Below are 24,235 nucleotides of genomic sequence, written 5' to 3'. Positions count from 1 at the left end.
GGAGGGGGCCTTCATCGCCAAACCCCCTCCGGATTTTTTTCCTGACATCCATGCGTACGCACTTGCAAAAGTGAGAACACAGATGAAACGACGCCTGCCACATCTTCTGGTCTTTGCCCTGGTGGCCCTCGTCTATCTCATAGGCGCCCTCGCGCCGGTTGAAAATGCCCTCATGGACCTTCGGTTTCGCATGCTCCCCAAAGAAGCGAGCGGCGAGCTCATCGTCGTCGAAATCGATGCCAAAAGTCTGGCTACGCTCGACACCTGGCCATGGCCGCGAAGCTATTATGCCACGGTCATTGATCGCCTGTTCAAAGCCGGCGCAAGCACAATCGCCCTCGATATCGATTTAAGCTCCAGCGCAGACCCGGCGGGGGATAAGGCGCTTGCAGCCGCCCTGGAACGGGCAAAGGATCGCGTCATCCTGCCGGTCTTCGAACAGCCCGCCTCACAAGGCATTTTAGAAGCCGACCTTCTTCAAACGATGCCGCTTGAAATCTTTCGGCGGCATGCCCGATTGGGCTCCGTAAACATGTTCCCCGATTCCGATAGCCGTGTTCGTACCCATTCGAGCGTCGAGCCGTGGAACGATTCGTTCCTCGCAACCATGCCGGCACTTCTGGCAGGCGCAGCGCTATCGCCCACCGGCCTGTACTACCTGGATTACGGCATCCGGCCGGCGACCTTGCCCCGTCTTCACTTTGCCGATGTGCTCAAAGGAAATTTCGACCCGAAAGCCGTCGCCGGCAAGAAAATCATTATCGGCACGACCTCCATCCAACTGGGTGACCTCATCCCGACCCCGGTTTACCGGACCCTGCCGGGTCCCATCGTTCAGGCGATCGCCTTCGAATCGATTGTCCAGGGCCGGGCCCTTTACCACAGCACACCGCTGCTTGCCCTTGGCCTGACCTTGCTGCTGGTGCTCCTGCTGGGCCCGAAACTGGCGAAGTGGTCCTGGCGCCAAGGGTTGGGTGTTGTCGTCGGGTCAAGTTGCGGGATCTTCCTGATTTCCCTAATCGTACAGGGAAATTTTCCCTTTAGCCTGGACACGACGCCGCTCATTTTGGGAACGATAGCTTCCTACCTCGTGAGTTTCTTCCGGGAATTCGACAAGCAGGCATTCCGTCTTTTCGAACAACGCATGACGATCCTGCAACGCAACGCCATGATGAAATGCGTCGTCGAAGACAGTTTTGACGGCATCGTGATTGTCGATAAGGAAGGACGCATCGAGATGCTCAATTCCTGTGCGGCAAAGTTGATCGGCTGCAAAGCCGATGCGATGCAGAAGCAACAGATTTATTCGGTCATTCCAGAGCTGAAAGCGATCGATATCACGGGCGGAAAAACAAATCTCCAGGGAGCGATTTTAAGCATCGACCATCTCTCCGGACCTTACGAACTGACCCTTCGCCGCAAGGATGACACCCAGGTCGAAGTCGAAGTCGTCGTTAGCAAATCAAACCTGAGAGTCAATTCATCACTTTTCGGACGTCCGTGCGAAACCCGTGCAGTTTACGTCTACACCTTCCGGGACATTAGCGAACGCAAGAAAACACAAGAGGCTCAGCAACAGGCGATGGAGGAAGCCCTTTCCGCCAACCGCGCAAAATCCGAATTCCTGGCGAATATGAGCCACGAATTGCGCACGCCATTAAACGCCATCATCGGATTTTCAGAAATTCTCAAGAACGAGATGTTCGGCCCCCACGAGGTTTCCCAGTACAAGGAATATTCCGACGACATTTACCGCAGCGGCGAACATCTGTTGGACCTGATCAACGACATCCTGGATGTCTCAAAAATTGAATCAAACCAATTCGAGCTTCGCGAGCAGGCATGCTCGCTTCTCCCGATCCTGAACAGTTCTCTGAAGATCGTCGGTCGCCGTGAGGAATCAGACAAACTGACCATCGAAAAAGTCATTGCACCGGACTTCCCGGAACTGATGATCGATATGCGCGTTTTCCGGCAAATTCTCATCAACCTGCTGGGCAATGCCGTTAAATTTACGGAGCCCGGCGGAACGATTACCGCCGAGGCAAAACTGGACGCGAACGGTGCGCCGGTCATTCGCATCATCGACACCGGAATCGGCATTCCGGAAGAAGCAATCCCCCATCTGACAGAAGCGTTCTATCAGGCGGATGGGGCGCTCGACCGCAACCATGAGGGAACAGGACTTGGCCTGCACCTTGTCAAAAAGTTCATCGGGATGCTTGGCGGAACGATCGACATTCAAAGCCGCCTTGGCAACGGCACGACCGTGACGATAACGCTGCCGAAGGAGCGGGCCATCAAAGGCGAAAACGTCGTGGCCCTGCCAGAGAAACGACGGAAAAGCGCCTAAGCCACGACCGGACCCGTCCTGGAACCAGGCCGTGCATGCATCAAGATGGGCTTTTCAGGCCCCTGCCAATTGGCCTAGAATTTCAGTGAAAGTCCACATTTCCAGAGGAAGGAAAGGCCATGAACCGTATCGCACGCGTCATGATCGTTACACTCGCCCTTATGCTTGGAGGCTTGCTCGAAATATCAACAGCCCAGGCCGAACCGTTGGGACCGAAGGCGACCGTCGAGAAACATCTCACGGCGTTGCAGGATTATCTCTTTGAAGAGGCCTTCGATTACATCTCAAAGGATTTTATAGACGGCAAAACCAGGCAGGAATGGGCCGACACCACCCGCGAGCTTTATTCCAGCGCCAGCGTCAAGGTCATCAAATTCACCCTTTACCCTGCAAAAATCAAAGGGGACAAAGCCATCGTTCCGAACATTCTGAACGCCCGGGACATCTTCAACAAGGACAGCAGCATCGAGCATGAGCTTTACCACCTTGTCAAAGAAGACGGCGTCTGGAAGGTGGACCGTCAACAGCTTCTCTTCGATGACAGCGAGATGCGTATCTGGTTCCCAAGCCTGAAAAATTAGTCGGGGCCGGAACAAAAGACGGCGGAATAAGAAAAGCCTCTACTCAACAGGCAGGCAGGACGCACAGCGGTCCTTGATTGAATCAAGGTTCAGCTTCGCCGGGTCAATCGCAAGGTTGAAGCGCAACCGATTGTCGGTGATAAAGACCGTCGCGTGATTGCGCCGAAAATCGATGATCGTCTGCCATGTCGGCCAGACAATGGCCCGTTCCGGGTCACCCTTCACAGGAAAGGCGCGATACCCCAACACGCTTGCCTTCCAGAACGTCCCACTTCGGGCATAGAACTCGCCGAGATAGGGAATCCAGCTTTTCGCGTCGATGTAGAGGATTTTTCGCCCATACGGGTGAAGCGCCGGCGGCGTCGCTTCAATGACAAAGACCTCGCGCGGTTCCCATTCATCGACCGGGTTCCAGTGAGGCGGATTTTCAAGATCGGTGCCGGGAAACTTTTCGCGAGCCGTCTTCCCGTCCGGGTTCCAGAAGGGATGCACGCTGTTCGCAACAACCAGAACTTTTTTCTTCGCAAGAATTTTAAAATTCGCATACCAGGTTGGGTAGGCATTGAACAAAAACACGTCATCGCCGACAAAATCCGTCATGCCGAGCTGATCCATCCAGTAGCCGCCCTTCCAGCGGACGACTTTTTTTGCCTCATGGGAATAGGTGGTGAGGAATTCATCCTCACCCGTGTCGTAACGGATAAGAACGGCCCCGCTGCCGGGCGCGCCGGTCCCAGGAACATCATCCGGCCCATTGGCAAGGATGAGGCTTTTCTCAAAAAGTCGCCCGCTCCCCAACACCGGCGCATCTTTACCGGTCAGGCGTCCTTTCAGGAAGACCCGGAAAATCTTTTGCCGGCTTAGCGTCTCAAATCCCCGTTCGCCATGAATGCGCGCCGTCGCCACCATCGGAAAAAACTGGGAATCGCCGCGTGGCCGTCCATAGGTCAGGTTCCACATCACCTTCCAGGCGGCCTTGGCATCGCCGCGTTCCACATCTGGGAACGGCACACCCGCCTGCCAGCCGAAAACCAGGCCACTTTCCGGGTCGATGGCAAGACGCCCGCGCGCGCGCGCCGTCGCCGCCATCAATCGCACGTCTCTGGGATGGGCTTTGCTATGGGCGAGCTTGATACGAAGGCCTTTCTCGCGGATCTGCCATTGGAAACGTTCGGGCAGAAGGCTCGAAATAGCCGTCCCCTCGAAGCGGTCTTCAAGATGTTTTTCCAGATTGGCCGCATCTAAAACCATGCCCGCCGCCAGGTCTGCGGCCGCCGCTGGCCAGGAAAGAACCGCCAGCAGGCTGATCGCTGCCACCATCCGGTTCATGCGCCCGCCGCCGTTCCCCAATAATTGAAGCTGACCGGCTTCCACCCGGGAATGTACATGCGGTCCAGATGCGTCATATGGAACCCGCCCTCGGCAATCAGTTCCGGAATTTTCCGGGTCAGGTGGCACCCCCCGGCAAGCCGTTTCCAATAGGGCTCAACACGGGCTTGTGTGCGCCGCACATTTTCATCGGGCGCCAGGCCATGCTCGCTAAAGACCAGGGCACCGCCGGGCTTCAGAACGCGCCGCATTTCCCGCAACGCTTTGACCGGATCGGGGATCGTGCACAGCGTATAGGTCATGACAACCGTATCGACGCTTGCGTTTTCCAGGGGAATGTCTTCCCCGGAAAGACCGATGAACTCAACCGGGAAAGGCATCGCACGCGCAGCTTTCTCGGCGATGCGGCGCATTTCGGCAGAGGGATCAAGCCCGATGACCCGCGCAACCTTCCGTGGGTCGTAAAACGGCAGGTTCAGGCCGCTGCCGATCCCGATTTCAAGCACGCGCCCATGGGCCAGCGGCACAACCTTCTTCCGCTGATAGCGAATGGGCTTCACCCCGCAGGCAAAATGAATGCCCCACGGCAGAATGTATTTCGCATAAAAGCCCATGATCCGCCCCCTTCTTGCACCCGTACCCAAGCCTAACGAAAAGCGCCCCCTCCTTGGAAGCCTAAACCCGTTTCCGGACTGGCACGCACGCGCCCATCCGCTATCATGGCCCCACACATTTAATAGAGGGGGCTTCCATGGGACGGGGATTGAAAATCGCGGGCGGCGTTTTCGCTACATTGGCCATTTTAACCATTGTCGTCATTTACATCGGTGGGTCGATCGATTCCATCGTCGAAAGCGGCATCGAAAAATATGGTTCGGAGATTTTAAAAGCCCGCGTGCGGGTGGACTCGGTTGAAATATCACCACAAAACGGCAAAGGCACCTTGCGCGGTGTGTTTATTGGCAATCCCGATGGGTTCGAGACGGAAAGCGCCTTCGAACTCGGCGAGGTCACGATCACGCTTGACCTCGGCACGGTCACAGGGAACCCGATCGTCATCAAAGAAATCCGCGTGATCGCTCCCCAGCTGACCTATGAGGTGAATGAAAACGGCAACAATCTGGAAGCCCTTCAGAAAAACATCGCCGCCTATACCGGTGGCGGCACATCCAAGGACACCGCAGCGGCCAAAGGCGGCTCGGACGAGGAAGATGCGCGAAAACTCATCATTGAAAAACTGACGATACAGAACGGCACCATCGGTGTCCGCGCGTCCAGCCTCCAGAGCGGAACGACCGAGGTGCCCCTGCCCAATCTGGAATTCAAGAACATCGGCAAGGAAAAAGACGGCGCGACGCCAGGCGACGTCGCGGCAAAACTTCTTGAAGCCGTGACCCAACAAGTCGTTGTGGCCACCGCCGGTCTCGGCCTCAAAGCGGTCCAGGATGCGGCCGAGGAAAGCCTGAAAGGCGTTGGCGACATCCTTGAAGGCGGTGCCGAGGGCATCGGCGATGCGCTCGAAAGTCTCTTTTAACGATTGGCATGGGCAAAACACGGGAAAAAAAGACGCAAATACTTGGCACCGTCGAAGAAATGGCGGCCCGTTGGGGCGTAAAGGAACGGCTTGCCCAGGCCCTTCCTTTAGGCAAGGCCTATGTGGCCTGCCTGGCCGCCACGGTTGCAACAAGCCCGAGGTCAAAGGTGCAGGCAGGGTCCGCCAACACCGCCCTTCGAAAAATCACCTTGAATCTTGCCCTGCTTGAACCCGGTCGCGAAGCGGACCGGAACGCGACCCTGCTGCACGAATGCGCCCATATTCTTGCCGACCTCGCCCACCGCCAAAATTGCCGGCACGGCAAACGGTGGAAACAGGTGATGGAACTTTTGGGCGAAGAACCGCTGGTCAATCACGACCTTGCCTATCTTTCGCCAAAACTGCACGCCCGCGTCACCTGGGCCTGCATGGCATGCGGCCAGGAATACCATTATGTCCGCAAGCCGCGCCGACGCCCCCAGGATTGCTGTTGCCGCTATTGCGGGCCACGCCGGGGCCGCCTTCGCGTCGTCGAGGTGCCGGTGCAACTCGATCTTGGCTTTCCGGTCGCGCCCGAAATTCAGAAAAACAAAAGACAGAGAAAATCAGCCTGAATTTCAGGCCTCGTCCTCGCCCCCGATTTTCGGGTCCATCGGATAGCGCGCGTAAAAAATCGTTGCCGTCGTTTCCGTTTCCAACTCGAATTCTGTGCCGGCAGGCACCCAAAAGACGTCCCCCGGATTTGCCTCATATTCCACACCCTCCGAACGGGACCGATACTGCCCGTCCAGCACAACGATCACTTCGTCGAAATCATTCGACGAGACAATGGTCTGTTTTTCCATCGTCAGTACCCCGGCCCCGATGGTCTCGCTTTCCCGCGTCCCCACCAGACGGCGGATGCGGGTTCCCTTCAGGCCTCGCCATGCCTGCCATGTGCCTTCGCCTTTGCAAAAAAACTTCATACCCGACATGTTTGCCTCCTTAATCGCGGTAAAATGGCACCTTTTCCCGGCACGCACACACCCCCGGCTTCTTCACCGAGTTGTGACCCGTTGTTATTCGCATAACCGGATAATTGCGCCCAGATTATGGTTCAGGCATCTCTTCCGGTCTTCCTGTTTCTAGCCGGGCCAGGCTTTGCCCATCGCTGCCGGTCGATTGCCGCGACTCGTATACCCCCACCAAGGGCTTTTTGAGAGGATTTGGAATGTTGAAATTAAGCAAGGTTCTACAGGCTGGCGCATTTGTTGTTGCGCTTGGTTTTGTGGGCGGCGCAGCGTTTGCGGAGGAAGTTCCTGAGGGGACGGTCCTGAACGCGTCAAACATCACGAAGTTGATGAAAAGCGGCACGTTCAATGGCGTCCCGATCAAGGACATGCTGACGGAGCGCATGCCGGACATGATCAAGACGTATTCGATGACCTATCCGCTTGGTAAGCCGCTTGAGATGCGGTTTGACAAGGGCTGGGTTGCGGAGACGGCTCGCAACAAGGACGTGCTGAAATATGATGCGTCTGCGAAGGATGTTTACGGCAAGGACTGCAACTGCGTTGAAGAGTGGAAGGGTGGCATGCCTTTCTCGGACATCAAGCTGGATGACCCCAATGGCGGGGAGAAGTTCATCTGGAACATTTATCTTGGTGAGCCCAGCGGCAACATCACTTATTACAACAAATTCGCCTTCATCTGGATGAACAACAAAGGCGTTGAGCGTATTCAGCATTGGCAGTGGCTTCGTTGGTACAGCTCTGGCCGGTTTGACGGTCTTGCCATTCCACGTGGCAACATCCGGTACAAGACGATCATCAACTCACGCTTTCCGAAAGACGTGAAGGGAACGGGCGTTTACTTCGTCCGTTACGACCAGAACGGCAAATACGATGACACCTATGCGTACATTCGCTCGGCGCGTCGTGTCCGTCGTCTTTCTGGTGGTGCGTGGATGGACCCGATTGGTGGTTCCGACTGGCTGAACAGCGATGCGGAAAACATCAACGTGCATCCGTCCTGGTACAAATCGTACAAACTGTTGAAGCGTCAGCAGATCATCCAGGTCATTCATAGTAATGCGCTTGGTAGCTGGAAGCTGAACCAGTCGGGAACGCGGTTTGAACATTTCCCTTATTTCGCACTGGCGAATACGCCGCCATGGGATTTCTCGACCGGCATGCCGGGCATGGATCTCTATGCGCCGTATGAATCCTACGTCGTCGAGGCGATTTCTTACGAAGATCATCCTTACAGCCGGATGAAATGGTACGCACCGGTTGCTTTCCCGCGTGCCCAGTTTGTCGAGGCCTATGACCGCAAGGGTGAATGGTGGAAGTTCTCGGACTACCATCTCGGCAACATCCCGGGTGAGGATGGCGAATATGTGATGTCTTCGATGGTTGGCCATTTCTGTGACGTGCAGAACCTGCATTGCACGGGGTTCTACATGAACGAAGGCATTCGCTTTAATCCGCTTGGGGTTAAAGAGAACGACATCTCGGTTGCGCGTCTTGAGAAGGGCGGCGACTGAACCCAAACGTTTTGGGTGACGAAAAGAACGCTGGCGGGGCTTTCGGGCCCCGCCAGTTTTTTATGCGCCAAGGCCAAAAACCCCGGCAGCTTATTTGGAAGGATGCCCCTCTTCCATAGGCGTAACCACGCCTTTACCGTGATGCGCGCACAACTTATCGCCATGCTGGCCATGCATCCAGCCGCCCATATGCCCACGCATCATGCCCGTCCCATGACCAGAGACGACCATGTACCCACCGGCAAGCACCGGCAGGGCTGCCAGTACAAAAAGCCAGATGGCCAGAACCTTGCCGAATTTCTGCAAGCCCCCTTCTGCCTTTCCAGCGACGACAAGAACAAAATAACCAGCCAACATGGCCAGAGTGGCAAAGATCACTATACAAAGGAGAAACATCGGTCCCGCTCCTCTAAAGAAGAATTCCAGAGAATATTTATAACTTGATCAGGTTTATCAGAAAACTGCCGACGATGATATGCGGATGCCGGATAGCCGACGGCAGGACAACCTGCAATATTTTAACCAAAAAGCTACTTTGAAGGCGCAATTTTCTGAAGGATGTTACCCTTACACGCGTTTTTCAGCCCACCCGGCAGGACACACAACCCAGCGCATAAAATTTCACGACACCATTCGGAGATCTCGAAATGAAGACCATCGAAATTACAGAACTGTTGGGGGACGGGATTGGGCCGGAACTGGCCCAATCCATCCACCGCGTCGCCGATGCTTTGCCGACTGATTTTAACTTTCACCAGATCGACTGGTCGCTGGAAACCCGCGAACGCGATGGGGATGCCGCCATCGACCGTGCCGAAGCCTCGATGAAAGAAACCCGCCTGGCGCTCAAATATCCGACCGTCACGCGCACCCGCAGTCCGAATCAGATGATCCGGCGCCGCTGTAATTTCAGCGTCATCTATCGGCCGACAATTTCAATCAAGGGCATTGATTCAAACTTTAAGGAAAACATCAATTTGCACATCGTGCGGATCGCGACGGGCGGAACCTATGACGACCCGGGTCAGCTGGTTGGTAAAAATGCCGCCGTTTCCCTTCGCATGGTTGAACGGGAACCCTGCGAACAGGCGGCGCGTTTTGCCTTTGAACTTGCGCGCACACAAAGTGCCACCAACGGAAACAAGCCCTGCACGGTCACGTCCGCGTCCAAGCACACCATCCAGAAAGTCACCGACGGCCTGTTTGAATCCGTGGTCGCCGACATTGCACAGGAATATTCCGACGTGCCGCATAAGCTGGAATTGTTCGACGCACTTCTGGCCAAGATCATCATGAAACCGAAAGACTTTGAAGTGGTCCTGGTGCTCAACGAATATGGCGACTTTCTATCGGACATGGCCGCCGGTCTGGTGGGCAGCCTGGGCACGGGCGCCAGCGGCAATTATTCCTTCGATAAAAATCAAAAGATCGACATCGCCATGTTCGATCCGGCCGGCGGTACTGCGCCCGACATTGCAGGCAAGAATCTATGCAACCCGGCCGCGATCCTGCTGGCTTTTGCAATGTTGCTGGACCATGTCAACCGCCATGACCTTGCCCACGCGTTGCGCCTGTCCCTGCTGGGCGCAATCGAGGCCGGCGAATGCACCCGCGACCTTGGCGGTTCGCTAACGACCGACGCCTTCACTCAAATTGTCCTTGATCGCCTGCCGGGTCATCTATCCGACAACAGCGGGATGTAAGGTTTAAAGCCACCATGTTTTCTGACCAAACACACTTACGCGCCGCCAGGAATATTTTTGAACATCTGGCCGAACAGCTCGACACGCGCCTTTCCATACGGCTATGGGACGGCTCCATCGTGCCCCTTGGCCGCCACGCCGACCCGGCCCGTTGCATCGCCATTCGCGGACCGGGCGTGCTGGGCTCGCTGCTGCGGCGGCCAACGCTGGAAACCCTGCTGCGCCACTACGCCACCGGTCGCATCGATTTCGAGGGTGGCGATTTGCTCACCTTCATCACCCTGGCGCGCGAGAAGAAAATCAAGATCAAGTGGCAGCATCTGCGCAAAGGCTTCCTGCTGAAACACGCCCTGCCGCTGTTCTTTGCCTTCGAAGACAACCGCCGTCTGGCCCATGCCTATGCCGGTGACGAAACCGGCCGGCAACGGACCCACGGCGAGGAAACCGGCTTCATTCAGTTTCACTATGACATCGGCAATGATTTCTATGCCCTCTTCCTGGATGCGGAGATGCAGTATTCCTGCGCCTATTTCACAGATTGGGGCAATTCGCTGGAACAGGCCCAGACCGACAAGCTGGAAATGATCTGCCGAAAACTGCGCCTGCAACCGGGCGACCGCTTCCTCGACATCGGCTGCGGCTGGGGCGGGTTGCTGTGCCACGCGGCGACGCATCACGGCGTCACGGCCCATGGCGTCACACTTTCCCAGGCCCAGCACGATTACACAGCAGAGAAAATCCGCCGCCTCGGTCTGGAAGACCGGGTGACGGTGGAACTGCGCAATTATGAAAACCTCGACGGCGAATATGACAAGATTTCCTCAATCGGCATGGTCGAACATGTCGGCATCGCCAATTACCCGGCCTATTTCGGCAAGCTGAACCGCCTGCTTCGCGACCGGGGGCTTCTCCTGAACCACGGCATCACCCGGCGCGCCAAGCGCGGCCACCGCAAGGGGCACAAAACCCCGCCGGAAAAGAAGCTATTGCTGAAACATATTTTCCCGGGCTCGGAACTGGACCACCTCGGCCATACCCTCGAAGCCATGGAAACCGAGGGTTTTGAAATCCACGATGTGGAAGGCTGGCGCGAACATTACGCCCAGACCTGCCGGCTGTGGCACCAGCGCCTGGTCGCCAACAGCGACAAGGCCATCGCCCAGATCGGGCTGGAAAAATATCGCATGTGGATCGCCTATCTTGCTGGCGTGGCGTTCGGGTTTAACGATGGCGCGCTTCGGCTTTATCAGATCCTCGCCACCAAACAGAAAGCCAAGGGCCCGTCCGCCATGGCCCCGACACGGGCGGATTTGTATCGCTAGGTGGGCAGCGGCGGTTGCGGCTGCCATAGTGATCCCTACTCAGTGACTTTCAAAAAAACGGCGAGGTCCAAATGGGCAAGAAGAACGCGATAGACTTTGGTCCGCTAACGAACCTGATTGGGGTCTGGAAGGGGGAGGATGGCGTCGATGTGGCACCGGAACCCGATGGCACAGAAACCAATCCCTATTTTGAGACCATTACCTATTCGGCCGTTGGCGACGTGACGAATGCCGAACAGCAAAACCTTGCGGTCGTCCACTACCGTCAAATCGTTCGCCGAAAATCGGATGGCGAGGTCTTTCACGACGAGACCGGCTATTGGATGTGGGACCAGGATGCGGGCATTGTCATGCATTCTTTGGTTATTCCCCGCGCGGTCTGCGTGCTTGCAGGTGGCAAATATGCCGGGGAAAAAGACTCAGACGGCCGCACCATCATCGAAGTCGCGGCAACGGCTGACGATGCCAATTGGACAATCATCCAGTCCCCCTTCATGCAGAAGAACGCCTCCACGACCGCCTTCCGGCAAAAAATCGTCGTTGGAAATGGCCAGCTGTCCTATTTCTAAACAACGACGGTCGATATCTACGGAAAAGTTTTTGAACACACGGACCAGAACAACCTGGTCCTCGGCTGATCGCGCCGATTTCGGTCTGGCATCGGCTGTTTCACGACCCGCTATAGCGGCAAGGGCAAGGCGACGGTCGGCGGGTAGGCGGCGCGGTTTTGGTGTCTCTATAGGGAAGAAAACCAGCCCAATAGCTACGCTTGGTTGATTCTCTTGATTGCCAACTAAGCAGTTATATCAATAGATTATGGTGATATTTGTTTCCTAGATTGGTTGTGGAAATAACGCAGCGGTAGCTAGCTATTGGCACGCAACATTATTACTTTGCCTTTTTTTGCGGCTTTTCTCTTTCCTATAAAGGAAGTTTTATGAATGAGCCAAAACGCAACCATTTTATTGCGCAAATGCTGTCACGCCGGTTCACGGATGAAAATGGGAAACTATACTTTTTTGACAAGCGCTTCCCGGAAAAAGGGGTTCAACCTGTCACCCCAAAGAATATTTTTGTCGTAGGTAATCTTTACACCCAGCACTATGAGGATGGAGATAAGGACACTTCCCTTGAAAAGATGTTTGCTGACCTTGAAGGAACGGCGGACACGATAATCAGGAAAATATTGGGGGCGGCGCGAACCCGAGAATTACCTGATTTAACACCTATTGAAAAATCAAATTGGGACCGGTTTTTTTACTACCAGTGGAAGCGTGTGCCGGATATGCATAACAACGTTTTTGGCCCTGAACAATTCCAGAAACTTATTCATACTAAATTAGAAAACTTCGAAGCAACGAGGCCGCTCACTATCGACGAGCACGCTAAGCTACATTCCCAGAAAACACTAGACAGGCTTATACAGAATGCCAAGGTGCAGGCCATTGCAAGACTGGGTGAAGAGGTGTTGCAAATGTTTCAGAGCAAAGGACTCGTCACTACAATAATCCAGAAGCCGGAAAAGAGCTTCGTTATCGGAAGCAACCCAATTGTAAAGCCAACGTCTCCTAGTCGCTCGCGCACCGCTGACTCGATATGGTTTCCGATTGCTCACGACGTAGTAGTTGCACACGACTCATTTAGCGGTAAAGAAAAGTTGGTTGAGATCACAGAAGACAGCCACATTCGAGCAATCAATAAAGCGACATTTAATCAAAGCACTACCATTGCCGGACGCTCCCCCGCCTTAATCGCATCGTTAGCTAAAGCGCGATAAAAGGACTCCCCGAGCCTTGGGCAGACACGGACTTTATACGAATGAGGCCAGGAAGGAACGTAAGCGCGTTGGCGAGATGATAAAGACAGCAAGAAAGACACTGGCTAAAATAGGCTGACATTCTTGCAAGGGGAGATTTGTTATGAGGGTCGCAATTTATTCTATTGCCGTTTTGGCAGCATTATTTACGCCAGCCTACAGTTTTGCCGGGGGTGTGATGGATATAATAGAGGCTACTTATAGGCCGCTCATGCAAACCAAGGATGGGCGCATCGATGGTTGTGGCGTTCATTTCAATATTGCAGCAACAAAAGATGGGAGAGTTTTTGGAATCCAAGGGTCAGTAAATGAATTTTATTTCAAAAATAAAATACCATCTATTGTGTTCAAGCTTGTAGTCTCCGAAGCACGGCAAGGCTAGGTAGCTAGACATAACTTGACGAACGCATTTCTTCGATATCAAAATTTATCAACGACAAGTTTCTATCTTAATGAGCCATCTCCAGAAAACGATGGTTGGCTCGCAATGACTGATATGACCCGAAGTCCAAACCTATCTTCACAATTCGTTTTATCATTGGCGGATAGGCCATGGGTAGGGTTCAACATTGGTGATGGCATGTCAGATTTCACGATGCAATTGCCAGCCCCGAAAGAATTTAAGGTTTTTAAGGATTCGGCATCGTGTTCACTACAGGCGACTGAGCAAGTTCGGAAGGAGCTTGGCGAATTCGCAAACTAAGCTGCAGTGCAAACAGCGCCACTAAGTTTAAGCAGGCCAAGGGCGATAGATAATGTAAAACGCCTCTAAAGGGGCGGTTTCAACATTTTTCCGCGCCACCTTTTCCGTATAATTTCCGTACAAATGAAAAAAGCCCGCCGGTTGGTGGGCTAGCACGTTGAAATGCTTGGTATCCCCTAGGGGAGAAGAACACCAGCTTTCATGACACAATGAATACAGATGGTTAGCACCCATGCCGCTTCCATGCGGTGCGTCTACTGTAACAGTTTTATGTAACAGTCGCTAGACCAGTGACCTGAGCCTCTTAGGTTTTCTCCAAAAATAGACAAGGTTCAGCGGAGCAGGCTGGTTCTGCACCTATCTATGAATAGCCCCTAGATTGTTAGATGCCTTCTTCCCTAAATTTGAAGCAAGCAGGCCATCATGGGCAAAGTCCATTTCAGCGACGATTTCAAACGGGACGCGGTTCTTCAGATCACCGACCGGGGCTATCCGGTTAATGTGAAATGCCAACTGGCCCGCATGAGAGTTCGCAGAAATTATCCGAGGATAGATGAGGTGACCCGAAGTTTAAGCTTCATGCACAGCAAGAGCGGGTGCCTTGAATCATCGCACTCGGGTCACCCACTCCGCTCATCTTGCTTCTCTGCCTGATCCATTATGAAAACCTGGGACACTATCCCGAACGGCGTAACACCCACTTGGAACCGGCCCTATATACCTTCAGCCATAAATATTAGCGATGGCTTTATTTAAATTAAGCCTTAGGGCCGTTGCTTTTGGCATTATCCCTTCTATAGCCCAATCAAGCCGGCCCAACCGATTGATGTCATCGATAGTGGACAATGCGTTTCCTGAATCGTCTAATTCTTCGTCAATCGCCCTTCTATAATCATTCAGCGGATTAGCTACTACTTCAAATTTCTCATCCAACATAGTTAGTAGCCTGAGATCTTCTCGACAACGCGCAATTTTCCGGCGAATTTCCACAACTCCACCATCTTTTACCGCGTCGCCCCCTGTTTTTCGCCATGCAATGGTCGCCAAGTGGTCTATATCGTCAATGATCATTTTTAGGTCACGAAAAGTATCGAAAACTTCGGCCCGTTTTTGTCTACGCATGGCTAATTTATGGAAAACGTAGAATCCAACACCCGCCATTGCCGTTGGCAGAATTGCCCCCCAGATATCGCCGCCATCCGACTTGCCGCTACAGCACTTATAAACATTCTGAACACGTTCTTCTGGTTTTCTAACAGATGACCTGTGCATATCGTCTAATTCGGCCGAGCATCACGGAAAGCCTTTTTCACATCGGCTATGAGTTCGATTTCCTCGTCCGATTTGATTTTTATACGGCGCAATAAATCTTCAGCATTGAATCCTTCTCTTCGGATCAGCCCCCCAAATGCTTCATCAATGAAAGATGAACCGTAGCCGGCAGTGCCGTCTAGATCGACAATCAACAAGTCGTATTTTTCAAGCGCAGGAATCAGACAAGACGTCCTGAATTTTTCACCGCTGCACGGCCCTTGCTTAATATATCTTGTGCCCGGCGTTTTTGAAAAATCTTTGGGCACCGATATCAAATGTCTATTGCTATCCACCCGTTCACATCCAACTTAGAGTCTATCAGAATTCATTATTGCTGATGCAGTCGCCATTGTACTAACGTTCCGCCAATTGATCCATCGTGATCATCCCTAGTCTCGGCTCCAGCAGACGAATATCTATAAAGGCCACGATTGCTAAATATCTTGAGTTCGCCATCGTCGATGGTGCGAATAAAACGCTTCATCGTCTCAACACCTTTTCCTCTACCGCTATTCCCTGTTGATGTCCGTCGAAACTCAGCTGCACGTTCAATCAATTCAGAATCTGTTGGCGTCGAGCCACGAAACTTTCCGATCGATAACGCTCGTTCAATAAGGGTGGGATCAAGTGTCTTCGGGATACCTACGCCTTGATCTAACACCATGAACATAAGCTCTTTATTTGGAACATCAACGTATCCTGATATCCACGACCTATTACTTAAAAATTGATGCTCTGTTTTAATTTTATAGGCGTGCTCCGATGCATTCCCGATGGCTTCAATTATTGCACCTTGAAGCCTTTTGCTTTCCATATTTGTTAGATTGAAATCGATTTTTTCTAATAGATTGTGATGAAAAAAGGCTATTTGTTCTGCATCTACGTGGTTAAATGTGGCAAAGCCTAAATGGATTGTATTGTCCATCTCTTTTGCATTCAGAACAGAAAGGTTGTTTGGCAGCTGCATGAGCTTGTAAAAGCCCATATCACTAAGGACTTTGCGAGCCTTTTTGTCTGAAGGCCAATTTCCGTTAACGGGCACCAATCCTGCACGGCCGGGTCGCAGATTTCTACACCTATATATTTCAGCGGTCATAAGAAGTGCCGCGGCTGGACTAACTGATGCAACATTATCAAAATGCAGAAAAACTGGAAGCCGCTTGGTCAAGACAGTATTCCGCAGTTGGTTTATAAATTTGATTGTAGGTTCGTAGTTGTTTGCCAGTGAGATTTCCTTCGGCAACTCAATAGACACTCGGTTTTTCTGTGGCACCAAGCTGGCAGAAATTTGATGATGCGAGCGTAGTATCAGTTGGTTCTTTAGATTTTCATGCTCTTCAACAGTTAGCTTCCGGAGAAAGCCCTTCCGTTCTTGCTTTAGGCGAAGTCTTTCAGACTTCGCCATTTCGTCTTTCGTGAAAAATTTCATTGGGCTTCTGAGTTATCCGTATTTTAGTCAGTGGAAGATTGGCGCATTATTTTCCTACAAATATAGCCCGATGCTCCGGAAAAATAGATATTAATGGGGCTCGATATTGTCTCCTGTCATCCAGCGCCGCGCCTCCTCTGTGATCAAGAGCCAACGCCCATTTTGAATGGCTTATGGAGCTTTAGCTAGCTAAAGGATGCTGTCAGCATAATTAAACAAGCCTCATAAACGCCAGGCAACCTCGCTTTCAGGCCGCCAATTGACGCCATTCGGCCAGAGCGGCAGAACGGTTCTGCTTGAAAATATCGCGGCGGTTGAGGCAGCAGTCGTGGTTGAAATGATTGTGGATCAAGGCATGAGCGGCTGCGAACTTTTGCAGGGTCTTTTTCATAGACTTGGAATACCGGGCGTCAGACAGGTTAACTTGCAGACTGATCGCGCAGCGACTCGTAAAGCCCAACGGTGTTCAACAATACGTCCTTCAGTCCGCGCTGGACCTTATCGGAGTTTAGAGCCTGCGTGCTCATTGAATTATGTGCGTCCAGTGCACCCATGATTGCGTTCATCAGCTCGGTTTGGAGGTCCGGTGAGTTGGCGAACTGTTCTTTCGTGTTGTTTGTCGCCTGTTGCCTCAACGTATTCGACTCCAGCAACTTCCCTTTGATCACATCGTTCACATAAATCAGTTTGTCTTGGTCTGTCAGCTCGCCCTCGAAGAGGTCGTTCACCTTCTCGATGATCTCGTTGAGGAGAGCTTTCTCTTTTTCCTGAACACTGCCGCTGCCTGCTTCGGTGATCGGGTCAAGTTTGGGCGTCTTGCCATCGGACAAAGGTAAGTTTCGCTTACCGAGGTCTTTCAGGTGATGATGGGTCAAGGTGACTTTAGAGAGGTCAATACCCTCGCGCTCTCGGCCAAACTCCAGCAGCGGGATCAGGCGCTTGTAAAAGATGGCGCGTTTTTCAATATCGGTATTTCCGTAGTCAAAGATTTGCGACAGGAAAGTGTATAGCCTCAAGTAAGCGCCCATGTCCGCCTTGAACAGGATCAGCGCGTTCTGTTCGTCCTGAGCGACCGTGATGGCTGCGTCATCCCCACTTTCCCTGGCAACCTGCAAGGCTTGCTGAGCGGCCTTGTAGCGCTTCATCAGGCGGTCTTGTACTGGCTCCAGCGCAGCAACCAATTGGCTTTGCTTCGCGTTAGGGTCGAGTTCCACTTCAACAACGCGGTCGACCTCGAAGCTGTCGTAGTGCCCAGCGGCATCGAGCTTGGCACGAAGGTTAAAGACGAGGTTTGGGTCGGTCGTTGCCGAGAGTTCTGCCGTGGTGTGATACGCCTTGAAGGCCTCCAGGACCTCATCTGTATCGTTCACAAAGTCCAGCACGTAGGTCTTGTCTTTATCGGGATAGGCGCGGTTCAAGCGCGATAAGGTCTGCACGGCCTGGATGCCCGCCAACCGTTTATCGACGTACATCGCACATAACAACGGTTGGTCGAAGCCCGTCTGGAACTTGTTTGCCACAAGCAGGATTTGATACTCGCTGCCTTTGAACGCCTCGCGGATGTCGCGTCCCTTCAGGTTGGGATTCAAAATCTTGCCGTTCTCTTTGAAACCATCTGGTCCAGATTCCTTGTCATTCACCTCGCCAGAGAAGGCCACCAGCGTCCCGATCTGGTAACTCTGCTCCTTGATGTACTTCTCGATGGCCAGTTTCCAACGCACCGCTTCCAGCCGACTGCTGACGACGACCATCGCCTTGGCCTGCCCGTTCAGCATCGGGGCCACGTATTCGCGATAGTGCTCGACGACGATTTGTACTTTCTGCGCGATGTTGTACGGGTGGAGCTTCACCCAACCCATAATCTTTTTAAGTGCGGTACTGCGTTCGACCTCTTTCTCGTCGATCTCCTTGCCCCCTTGGGCCAGCTTGAACGCCAAGCTGTAAGGGGTGTAGTTCTGCAGCACGTCGAGGATGAACCCTTCCTCTATGGCCTGGCGCATGGAGTAGACGTGAAATGGCGTCGGCACATTATCCTTCGCCGGTTTGCGCGAGGGGTCGGGCCGGGTGCCGAAGATTTCAATGGTCTTGTTTTTCGGCGTCGCCGTGAACGCTACATACGTGATGCCATCATCATCGGCCCGCGCCGCCATTTCAGCCGCCAGGATATCCTCCGTACTGACCTCTCCGCCGTCGCCCAGTTCCTCAAGCTCCTCTGCGGTCAGCACCGCCTTCAGCTTCGCCGCAGCTTCGCCGGTTTGCGAGCTGTGGGCCTCGTCGGCAATCACCGCAAAGCGTTTGTTCTGAGTGGCCGAAAGTTCGTGCACGGCATTCATGGCAAAGGGGAAGGTCTGGATGGTACAGACGACGATCTTCTTGGTCCCGGATAGGGCGTCGGCCAGGGCGGCACTCTTGCTGCTTTCCTCCGACGTGATCTTTGCCACGACGCCGGTTTGCCTCTCGAAATCGAAAAGGGCGTCCTGAAGTTGGGCGTCAATGACATTGCGGTCGGAGACCACAACCACAGTGTCAAAGACCTTCTTGTTCTCGGCGTCGTGCAGTTCTGCGAGGAAGTGCGCGGACCAAGCGATGGAGTTGGTCTTGCCCGAGCCAGCCGAGTGCTGAATCAGATATTTGCCCCCCGGGCCGTCCTGCAATACGGCGGCCTGTATCTTGCGTGTTGCGTCGAGCTGGTGAAACCGGGGGAAGATGATCTTGTTGATCTTCTTCTTTTTATCCCGTTCGGCGACCATGTAGCGGCCCAGGATTTCCAGCCAGCTATCGCGTTCCCATACTTGCTCCCAAAGATATGCCGTGCGGTGGCCACCTGCCGGGTTCACTGGGTTACCTGCTGCCCCCTCGTTCCCCTGGTTGAACGGCAGGAACACCGTGGCGGGGCCAGCCAGCTTGGTCACCATGTGGACCTCGCTGTTGCTCACCGCGAAATGCACCAGCGCACCATTCGGGAAGGACAGCAGAGGCTCAGCAGCTTGCCCCTTGGGTTTTGGGTTGCGGTCGAAGCGATACTGATCGATTGCGTCATGAATGCTCTGGGTGAAGTCCGTCTTCAGTTCCACTGTCGCCATCGGCAGGCCGTTTAGGAACAGCACGAAGTCAATGCTGTTCTCGTTGTGTAGCGAATATCGCACTTGGCGAACCACCCGCAGACGATTGACGGCGTAACGTTTGAGGATATCTGGGTTGATGGCCAGCGCGGGCTTGAACTGTGCTACCAGCAATGGCTTCTGCAGGCCCAGCAATTCGATGCCGTGGCGCAACACATCCAGTGTGCCGCGCTGGTCGAGCTGATCCCGTAAACGCGTCAACAGCGTCTCACCGGCCTGCGCACCGTGGTTCTTGGTCAGGGTTTCCCAGGCCTTGGGTTGAGCTGCCTGCACCCATGCAAGCACATCCGCCGGGAACAGCGCCCGCGCCCGGTCGTAGGCCTTCGCATCGCCCTCGGCATAGAGCCAGCCGTGCTGGGCGAGATATTCACAAATCTCCGCTTCGAAGCTGATTTCTTTGTGCAGGTTCATGGCGATAGTTTGGCACCTTCGGACCCAACATTTTCCAACGAACTTTTAATTCGAAGGTGCCTCAGTTGCGGCCTGATCGTGTCAACGAGCCTGTTCATGGCATCCGTCATTCGTCCGTGGATTTCGTTCCACTGTTCCTCTGGATTACGGTATCCGCCATCAACACGCGCACGAATCTGGCACGCTCGTCTTCCTTCCAGTCGTTCCCAGCTCAATGGACCGCCAAAAGCTTTCTCAATTTCGTCTTTCTTCGCGTGAAACTGGTCGAAGATCGCAAGATTTTCGTCACGCAACTCCTTGCCCCGGTCTATGTAGACCTCGGCGCCCGATTGTTCTTTGGTGGTTGCGTAGTTGAACCCGACCCCTCGCATTCCTGATCCGAGCCCGATCCAGGCGTACTTACCCGGTGTGATGTGTTTGTGCAGTTTGGCGTTCGGGTGCTGGACCAGTTGTGACCAGAATCGATGACGGATGTCATAACGCTCGCCGCTCTCCTGCTTTCTACGGCCCACGGATTTACCTTCTTCTGACGGACCTACAATCACCGTCAGCAGAGGCGCGGGAGCCGAATCCCCGATACGGATCGCCTCGATCTTTAGTAAGTAGAAATCGGCACTGGAAGACTCGTTCAGCCATACGATTGCGGCCACATGCTCCGGGCGAGGTTCTGAGACAATCCAAATCGCGGTGCGAGCCTGCATCGCCGTCAAATAAGTAATTAGCTTGCCGAGGTGGTCGTGATTGCTCTTCTCTAGCTGGTTCTCAATGATAACGGTCGCGCCGCTTTCATCTTCCGCGACCAGATCAACACTGAAACTACTCTCTGTTTTCTTTTCTCGTTCGGCATTAACAAGCGTCAAGTCTATCGCTTCGCTCAGAATGTCGATGTTTTCTTCAAGCCACTGGGTGAAGTCATAAGCCTCATGCTTCCAGACTTCCCGAAGTGGCACACGTTCAAGCTTGGCAATCATGCGGCCTCCATATCGGCAAGCCCGCGAACATCAATCTTGCCGGTGACGGCGGCAGAAATTAGCGCGGTCCGGCGTTCTTGCAGCAGATCCACAGCGCGTTGAGCTTCGTCTATTAGCTCATCGAGCTTTGCCGTTTCGCGGTCGAGGAAGGCGGCGATGGCGGTTTGTTCTTCGCTTGGCGGTAATGCAATGAAATATCCGTACAAATCTTCCACCCTAAAAGACGCCTGCATGTGATCAGGAATCATGGCTCGCTGATACCGAAACAATGGCTGGAGGTGGTAAAAGAAAAACCGCGTAATGCATCGGCTCGACGTCGGCCAAATGATCATACAGTTTTGCGACAGACTGAACCGTCCAAAAAGTTGCTGCAGATTCATGGCCTTCGCGCCAACAGTCGTCGAAAACAAAACACCCGTATCTTCGAAGTCAAATTCAAACTGATCCCATGTACCCATGACGCCTTCGTTTTCAGTCTGGCCACTATAAACCGGATATTCACCTTCATTGGCGGCGCAATATTCCTTCGTTAGTTTTTGTCCGTTCTTACCTTTTCCTGCGCGAAATAACTGCGAGAGTTTTCGAAGTTCCCAATGCTCCGGCACGTCCCCCAGCCATTCTATACCGGAAGGCTTCATCGGGGCATCGGGGTTCAGGCCTTTGGTGACGGCGTGGGAGATGACGGTGTGGCGTTTTTCTTTCAGCAGGTCAATCAGCCGCCGCTGCTCAGCCACCAGCCCATCGATCTTTGCCGTTTCGCGGTCCAGGAAGGCAGCGATGGCGGTTTGTTCGGGGGGTGAAGGAAGTGGCACCGAAATAGCGACGAGTTCACCGGCGTTGATTGCGGGGTAACTCACGCCCTTTGAGCGGACGATGATCTGTTCGACAAAGTAACTAGCGAAAACCAAAAAACCTAAATAGTTAGGTGTAAGTTCATCTCGCGGTCGTATTACAGCAAAACCAGTCGAGACAATGAGGCTGTCTTCTGGGTCACGAACTACGGCAATTGCCTTGAGATAAGTGCGAACCGTTGAGACGATCACATCGCCATGCCTAACGCGCCGCCGTGCCCTTGAAGGAGCAGCTGAGAATGACATTGTTTCTTTCGTAGCGATTCCGTTCACCCCGTCCACGCTGGAAATATCTACATAGGTAATCTCGTTGTTCGGGTCAGTGCTTTCAACAAGCACATCGTCGTTGTGAGTGGAAATATACTTAAGTGGCACCACCTCCCATTGCCCCGGCACGTCCCCCAGCCATTCCACGCCGCTGTCCTTGTAGGCCGGGTAACGCGGAAAACTCATGCCGTCAGCCCTTTGATCATGGTCAGAATTCTGTCGGTGACGCCTTTTAGCTCGGCATCAATCTCATCAAGCGGACGCGGTGGCTTGAATACATAGAAATGCCGGTTGAAAGGTATTTCGTAACCGATTTTGCTCTTGGCGTCGTCGATCCACGCATCTGGGGCGTGGGGCAGGACCTCGCGTTCAAAATACGTCTCCACTTCCTCGCTAAGCGGCACATTTTCGGTATCACGCAGGCTGGTGTCCGGAACGGGTTTGCCTTTGCCCTTGCCTTTAAGGCCAATCACGACCTCACCTGCCTCATCGCGCTTGGGACGCTCTACAGTGATCGTGCGGTAGCCGAAGTCCTCGTTATCAAATATGCGGCTGATGGGGACGTCGTCGCGGGTAGACTCCTCGAAACCGCCGAACAGGCGGGTAATATCCTCGATATGCTCGGGGCCGAGTTCCCTGCGCTTGCTGCCGAGGCTCTTGCGCATCTTATGCCAGAAGCTGCTGGCGTCGATAAGCTGTAGCTTGCCTTTGCGGGCGGCAGGCTTGCGGTTGCTGACGATCCAGATATAGGTGCTGATGCCGGTGTTGTAAAACATGTCCTTTGGCAGGCTGATGATGGCCTCGACAAGGTCGTTCTCCAGCATGTAACGGCGTATCTCGCTCTCGCCCGATCCCGCACCACCGGTAAACAGCGGCGAGCCATTGAGCACGATGCCAAAGCGGCTGCCGCCATCGACAGCGGGCCGCATCTTTGAGACGAGATGGAGCAGGAACAGTAGCGAGCCGTCACTGATACGCGGCAGGCCGGGGCCGAAGCGGCCATCGAACCCCTTCTCCTCGGCTTCCTTGACGATTTCCTGCTTGATCTTCTTCCACTCCACGCCAAAGGGCGGATTGGACAGCATGTAGTCAAAATGCTGTCCACCCAGGCCGTCGTTGGACAAGGTGTTGCCGAATATGATGTTGGCAATGTCCTGGCCCTTGATAAGCATGTCAGCCTTGCAGATGGCGTAGGACTCTGGGTTCAACTCTTGCCCATACATAACCAGCCGGGCATCCGGATTGTGGCTGGCGAGGTGCTCCTCGGCGACGCTCAGCATGCCACCGGTGCCAGCGGTGGGATCATACAGCGAACGGACCACACCGGGCTTGGACAGCGCGTCGTCATCCTCAATGAACAGGAGATTGACCATCAGGCGAATGACCTCACGGGGCGTGAAGTGCTCGCCGGCGGTTTCGTTGGACAGCTCTGCGAACTTGCGGATCAATTCCTCAAACACAGCGCCCATCTGGGCGTTGCTGACGACGTCCGGGTGGAGGTCGATATTGGCAAACTTCTCCGTGACCAGATAGAGCAGGTTGGCCTTGTCGAGCCGGTCGATCTGGATATGAAACTCGAAGCTCTCAAAGATGTCACGCACGGCGGGCGAGAAGGCCTGCATATAGGCGCGAAGGTTCTCACCGATGTGGTCCTGATCGCCCATCAGTTTTTTCAGGTCAAGCGGTGAGGTGTTATAGAAAAGTTCACCCGCCTTACGCAGCAGGAACGGCTCTGGGTTCAACCCGGCCTTCTCGCGTTTAGCCAACTCGGTCAGGACGTCGACCTTGGTCGGCTCCAGGACGCAATCAAGACGGCGGAGCACGGTAAACGGCAGGATGACCTTGCCGTATTCCGATTGCTTGTAATCCCCGCGTAGAAGATCGGCGACAGACCAGATGAAGGCAGAAAGGTTAGGGTCGCTCATGAGTGCGAATGGTTCCTTGTTGCAGGTGTTCTTGTGAAACGACAAATGGCGACCGGATATGGCCTACACCGTGGATGGTA

The 24,235-nt window shown here is 53.8% G+C and carries 21 protein-coding genes and 1 pseudogene; 10 read left to right on the top strand and 12 right to left on the bottom strand.

Annotated elements, in window-relative coordinates:
* Window positions 1-82 precede the first annotated feature (82 nt).
* Both COA65_00765 and COA65_00760 read left to right on the top strand, forming a co-directional pair.
* The gene (locus COA65_00765) at window positions 83-2,353 is read left to right on the top strand and encodes a hypothetical protein (protein PCJ61525.1); all 2,271 of its coding nucleotides are present in this window, start codon (window positions 83-85) and stop codon (window positions 2,351-2,353) included.
* A 119-nt stretch (window positions 2,354-2,472) separates the two neighbouring features.
* Window positions 2,473-2,934, top strand: coding sequence for a hypothetical protein (locus COA65_00760; protein PCJ61524.1), 462 nt, complete (start codon window positions 2,473-2,475; stop codon window positions 2,932-2,934).
* 39 nt (window positions 2,935-2,973) lie between these two features.
* Here the strand turns inward: COA65_00760 and COA65_00755 are convergent, their stop codons facing one another.
* Window positions 2,974-4,284: an outer membrane lipoprotein-sorting protein gene (locus COA65_00755; protein PCJ61523.1), complete on the bottom strand. Its 1,311-nt coding sequence runs from the start codon at window positions 4,282-4,284 to the stop codon at window positions 2,974-2,976.
* Window positions 4,260-4,877 (bottom strand): SAM-dependent methyltransferase, encoded by a 618-nt coding sequence (locus COA65_00750; protein PCJ61522.1) that lies wholly within the window; start codon window positions 4,875-4,877, stop codon window positions 4,260-4,262. The genes COA65_00755 and COA65_00750 overlap by 25 nt, the downstream gene beginning before the upstream one ends.
* A gap of 137 nt (window positions 4,878-5,014) precedes the next feature.
* Between COA65_00750 and COA65_00745 the strand changes: the two genes are divergently transcribed.
* Window positions 5,015-5,797, top strand: a complete 783-nt coding sequence (locus COA65_00745; protein ID PCJ61521.1) for a hypothetical protein — start codon at window positions 5,015-5,017, stop codon at window positions 5,795-5,797.
* 8 nt (window positions 5,798-5,805) lie between these two features.
* Window positions 5,806-6,411: a hypothetical protein gene (locus tag COA65_00740; protein ID PCJ61520.1), complete on the top strand. Its 606-nt coding sequence runs from the start codon at window positions 5,806-5,808 to the stop codon at window positions 6,409-6,411.
* A gap of 3 nt (window positions 6,412-6,414) precedes the next feature.
* On the opposite strand, the gene COA65_00735 is transcribed toward COA65_00740, so the two are convergent.
* Window positions 6,415-6,771 carry a hypothetical protein gene (locus tag COA65_00735; protein ID PCJ61519.1) on the bottom strand — a complete coding sequence of 119 codons (357 nt, stop codon included), beginning with the start codon at window positions 6,769-6,771 and terminating at the stop codon, window positions 6,415-6,417.
* A 236-nt stretch (window positions 6,772-7,007) separates the two neighbouring features.
* Between COA65_00735 and COA65_00730 the strand changes: the two genes are divergently transcribed.
* Entirely contained in the window at window positions 7,008-8,321 is a 1,314-nt protein-coding gene (locus COA65_00730; protein ID PCJ61518.1) for a hypothetical protein, read from the top strand.
* A 90-nt stretch (window positions 8,322-8,411) separates the two neighbouring features.
* On the opposite strand, the gene COA65_00725 is transcribed toward COA65_00730, so the two are convergent.
* The gene (locus COA65_00725) at window positions 8,412-8,678 is read right to left on the bottom strand and encodes a hypothetical protein (GenBank protein ID PCJ61517.1); all 267 of its coding nucleotides are present in this window, start codon (window positions 8,676-8,678) and stop codon (window positions 8,412-8,414) included.
* A 290-nt stretch (window positions 8,679-8,968) separates the two neighbouring features.
* Between COA65_00725 and COA65_00720 the strand changes: the two genes are divergently transcribed.
* The 5 genes from COA65_00720 to COA65_00700 all read left to right on the top strand — a co-directional run bounded on the left by COA65_00720 (window position 8,969) and on the right by COA65_00700 (window position 13,544).
* Window positions 8,969-10,024, top strand: a complete 1,056-nt coding sequence (locus COA65_00720) for an isocitrate dehydrogenase (protein ID PCJ61516.1) — start codon at window positions 8,969-8,971, stop codon at window positions 10,022-10,024.
* A gap of 14 nt (window positions 10,025-10,038) precedes the next feature.
* A complete protein-coding gene (locus tag COA65_00715) occupies window positions 10,039-11,346 on the top strand; it encodes an SAM-dependent methyltransferase (protein ID PCJ61515.1) in 1,308 nt (435 codons plus the stop codon).
* Window positions 11,347-11,417: 71 nt separating this feature from the next.
* On the top strand, window positions 11,418-11,915 hold the full coding sequence (locus COA65_00710; protein ID PCJ61514.1) for a hypothetical protein: 498 nt from the start codon (window positions 11,418-11,420) through the stop codon (window positions 11,913-11,915).
* A 368-nt stretch (window positions 11,916-12,283) separates the two neighbouring features.
* On the top strand, window positions 12,284-13,123 hold the full coding sequence (locus COA65_00705; GenBank protein PCJ61513.1) for a hypothetical protein: 840 nt from the start codon (window positions 12,284-12,286) through the stop codon (window positions 13,121-13,123).
* Between the two features lie 142 nt (window positions 13,124-13,265).
* Window positions 13,266-13,544: a hypothetical protein gene (locus COA65_00700; protein ID PCJ61512.1), complete on the top strand. Its 279-nt coding sequence runs from the start codon at window positions 13,266-13,268 to the stop codon at window positions 13,542-13,544.
* Between the two features lie 1,044 nt (window positions 13,545-14,588).
* Here the strand turns inward: COA65_00700 and COA65_00695 are convergent.
* The 8 genes and pseudogenes from COA65_00695 to COA65_00660 all read right to left on the bottom strand — a co-directional run bounded on the left by COA65_00695 (window position 14,589) and on the right by COA65_00660 (window position 24,155).
* Complete coding sequence (locus COA65_00695; GenBank protein PCJ61511.1) at window positions 14,589-15,137, bottom strand: hypothetical protein; 549 nt, start codon at window positions 15,135-15,137, stop codon at window positions 14,589-14,591.
* Between the two features lie 5 nt (window positions 15,138-15,142).
* Entirely contained in the window at window positions 15,143-15,472 is a 330-nt protein-coding gene (locus COA65_00690) for a hypothetical protein (protein PCJ61510.1), read from the bottom strand.
* Window positions 15,473-15,507: 35 nt separating this feature from the next.
* On the bottom strand, window positions 15,508-16,608 hold the full coding sequence (locus tag COA65_00685; protein PCJ61509.1) for a hypothetical protein: 1,101 nt from the start codon (window positions 16,606-16,608) through the stop codon (window positions 15,508-15,510).
* 247 nt (window positions 16,609-16,855) lie between these two features.
* Window positions 16,856-16,990, bottom strand: a pseudogene (locus tag COA65_00680) (IS6 family transposase).
* Window positions 16,991-17,027: 37 nt separating this feature from the next.
* Window positions 17,028-20,141 (bottom strand): type I restriction endonuclease subunit R, encoded by a 3,114-nt coding sequence (locus tag COA65_00675; protein ID PCJ61508.1) that lies wholly within the window; start codon window positions 20,139-20,141, stop codon window positions 17,028-17,030.
* Window positions 20,138-21,112: a hypothetical protein gene (locus COA65_00670; protein ID PCJ61507.1), complete on the bottom strand. Its 975-nt coding sequence runs from the start codon at window positions 21,110-21,112 to the stop codon at window positions 20,138-20,140. The genes COA65_00675 and COA65_00670 overlap by 4 nt, the downstream gene beginning before the upstream one ends.
* Window positions 21,109-22,416, bottom strand: coding sequence for a type I restriction endonuclease subunit R (locus COA65_00665; GenBank protein ID PCJ61506.1), 1,308 nt, complete (start codon window positions 22,414-22,416; stop codon window positions 21,109-21,111). Before COA65_00665 ends, COA65_00670 begins: the two co-directional genes overlap by 4 nt.
* Window positions 22,413-24,155 (bottom strand): restriction endonuclease subunit M, encoded by a 1,743-nt coding sequence (locus tag COA65_00660; GenBank protein ID PCJ61751.1) that lies wholly within the window; start codon window positions 24,153-24,155, stop codon window positions 22,413-22,415. The genes COA65_00665 and COA65_00660 overlap by 4 nt, the downstream gene beginning before the upstream one ends.
* Window positions 24,156-24,235 lie beyond the last annotated feature (80 nt).

The sequence above is a fragment of the Rhodospirillaceae bacterium genome (assembly GCA_002746255.1).
Lineage (GTDB): Bacteria > Pseudomonadota > Alphaproteobacteria.
Note: the sequence above shows the minus strand (reverse complement) of the source record. Positions and strands in the feature narration are given on the sequence as shown.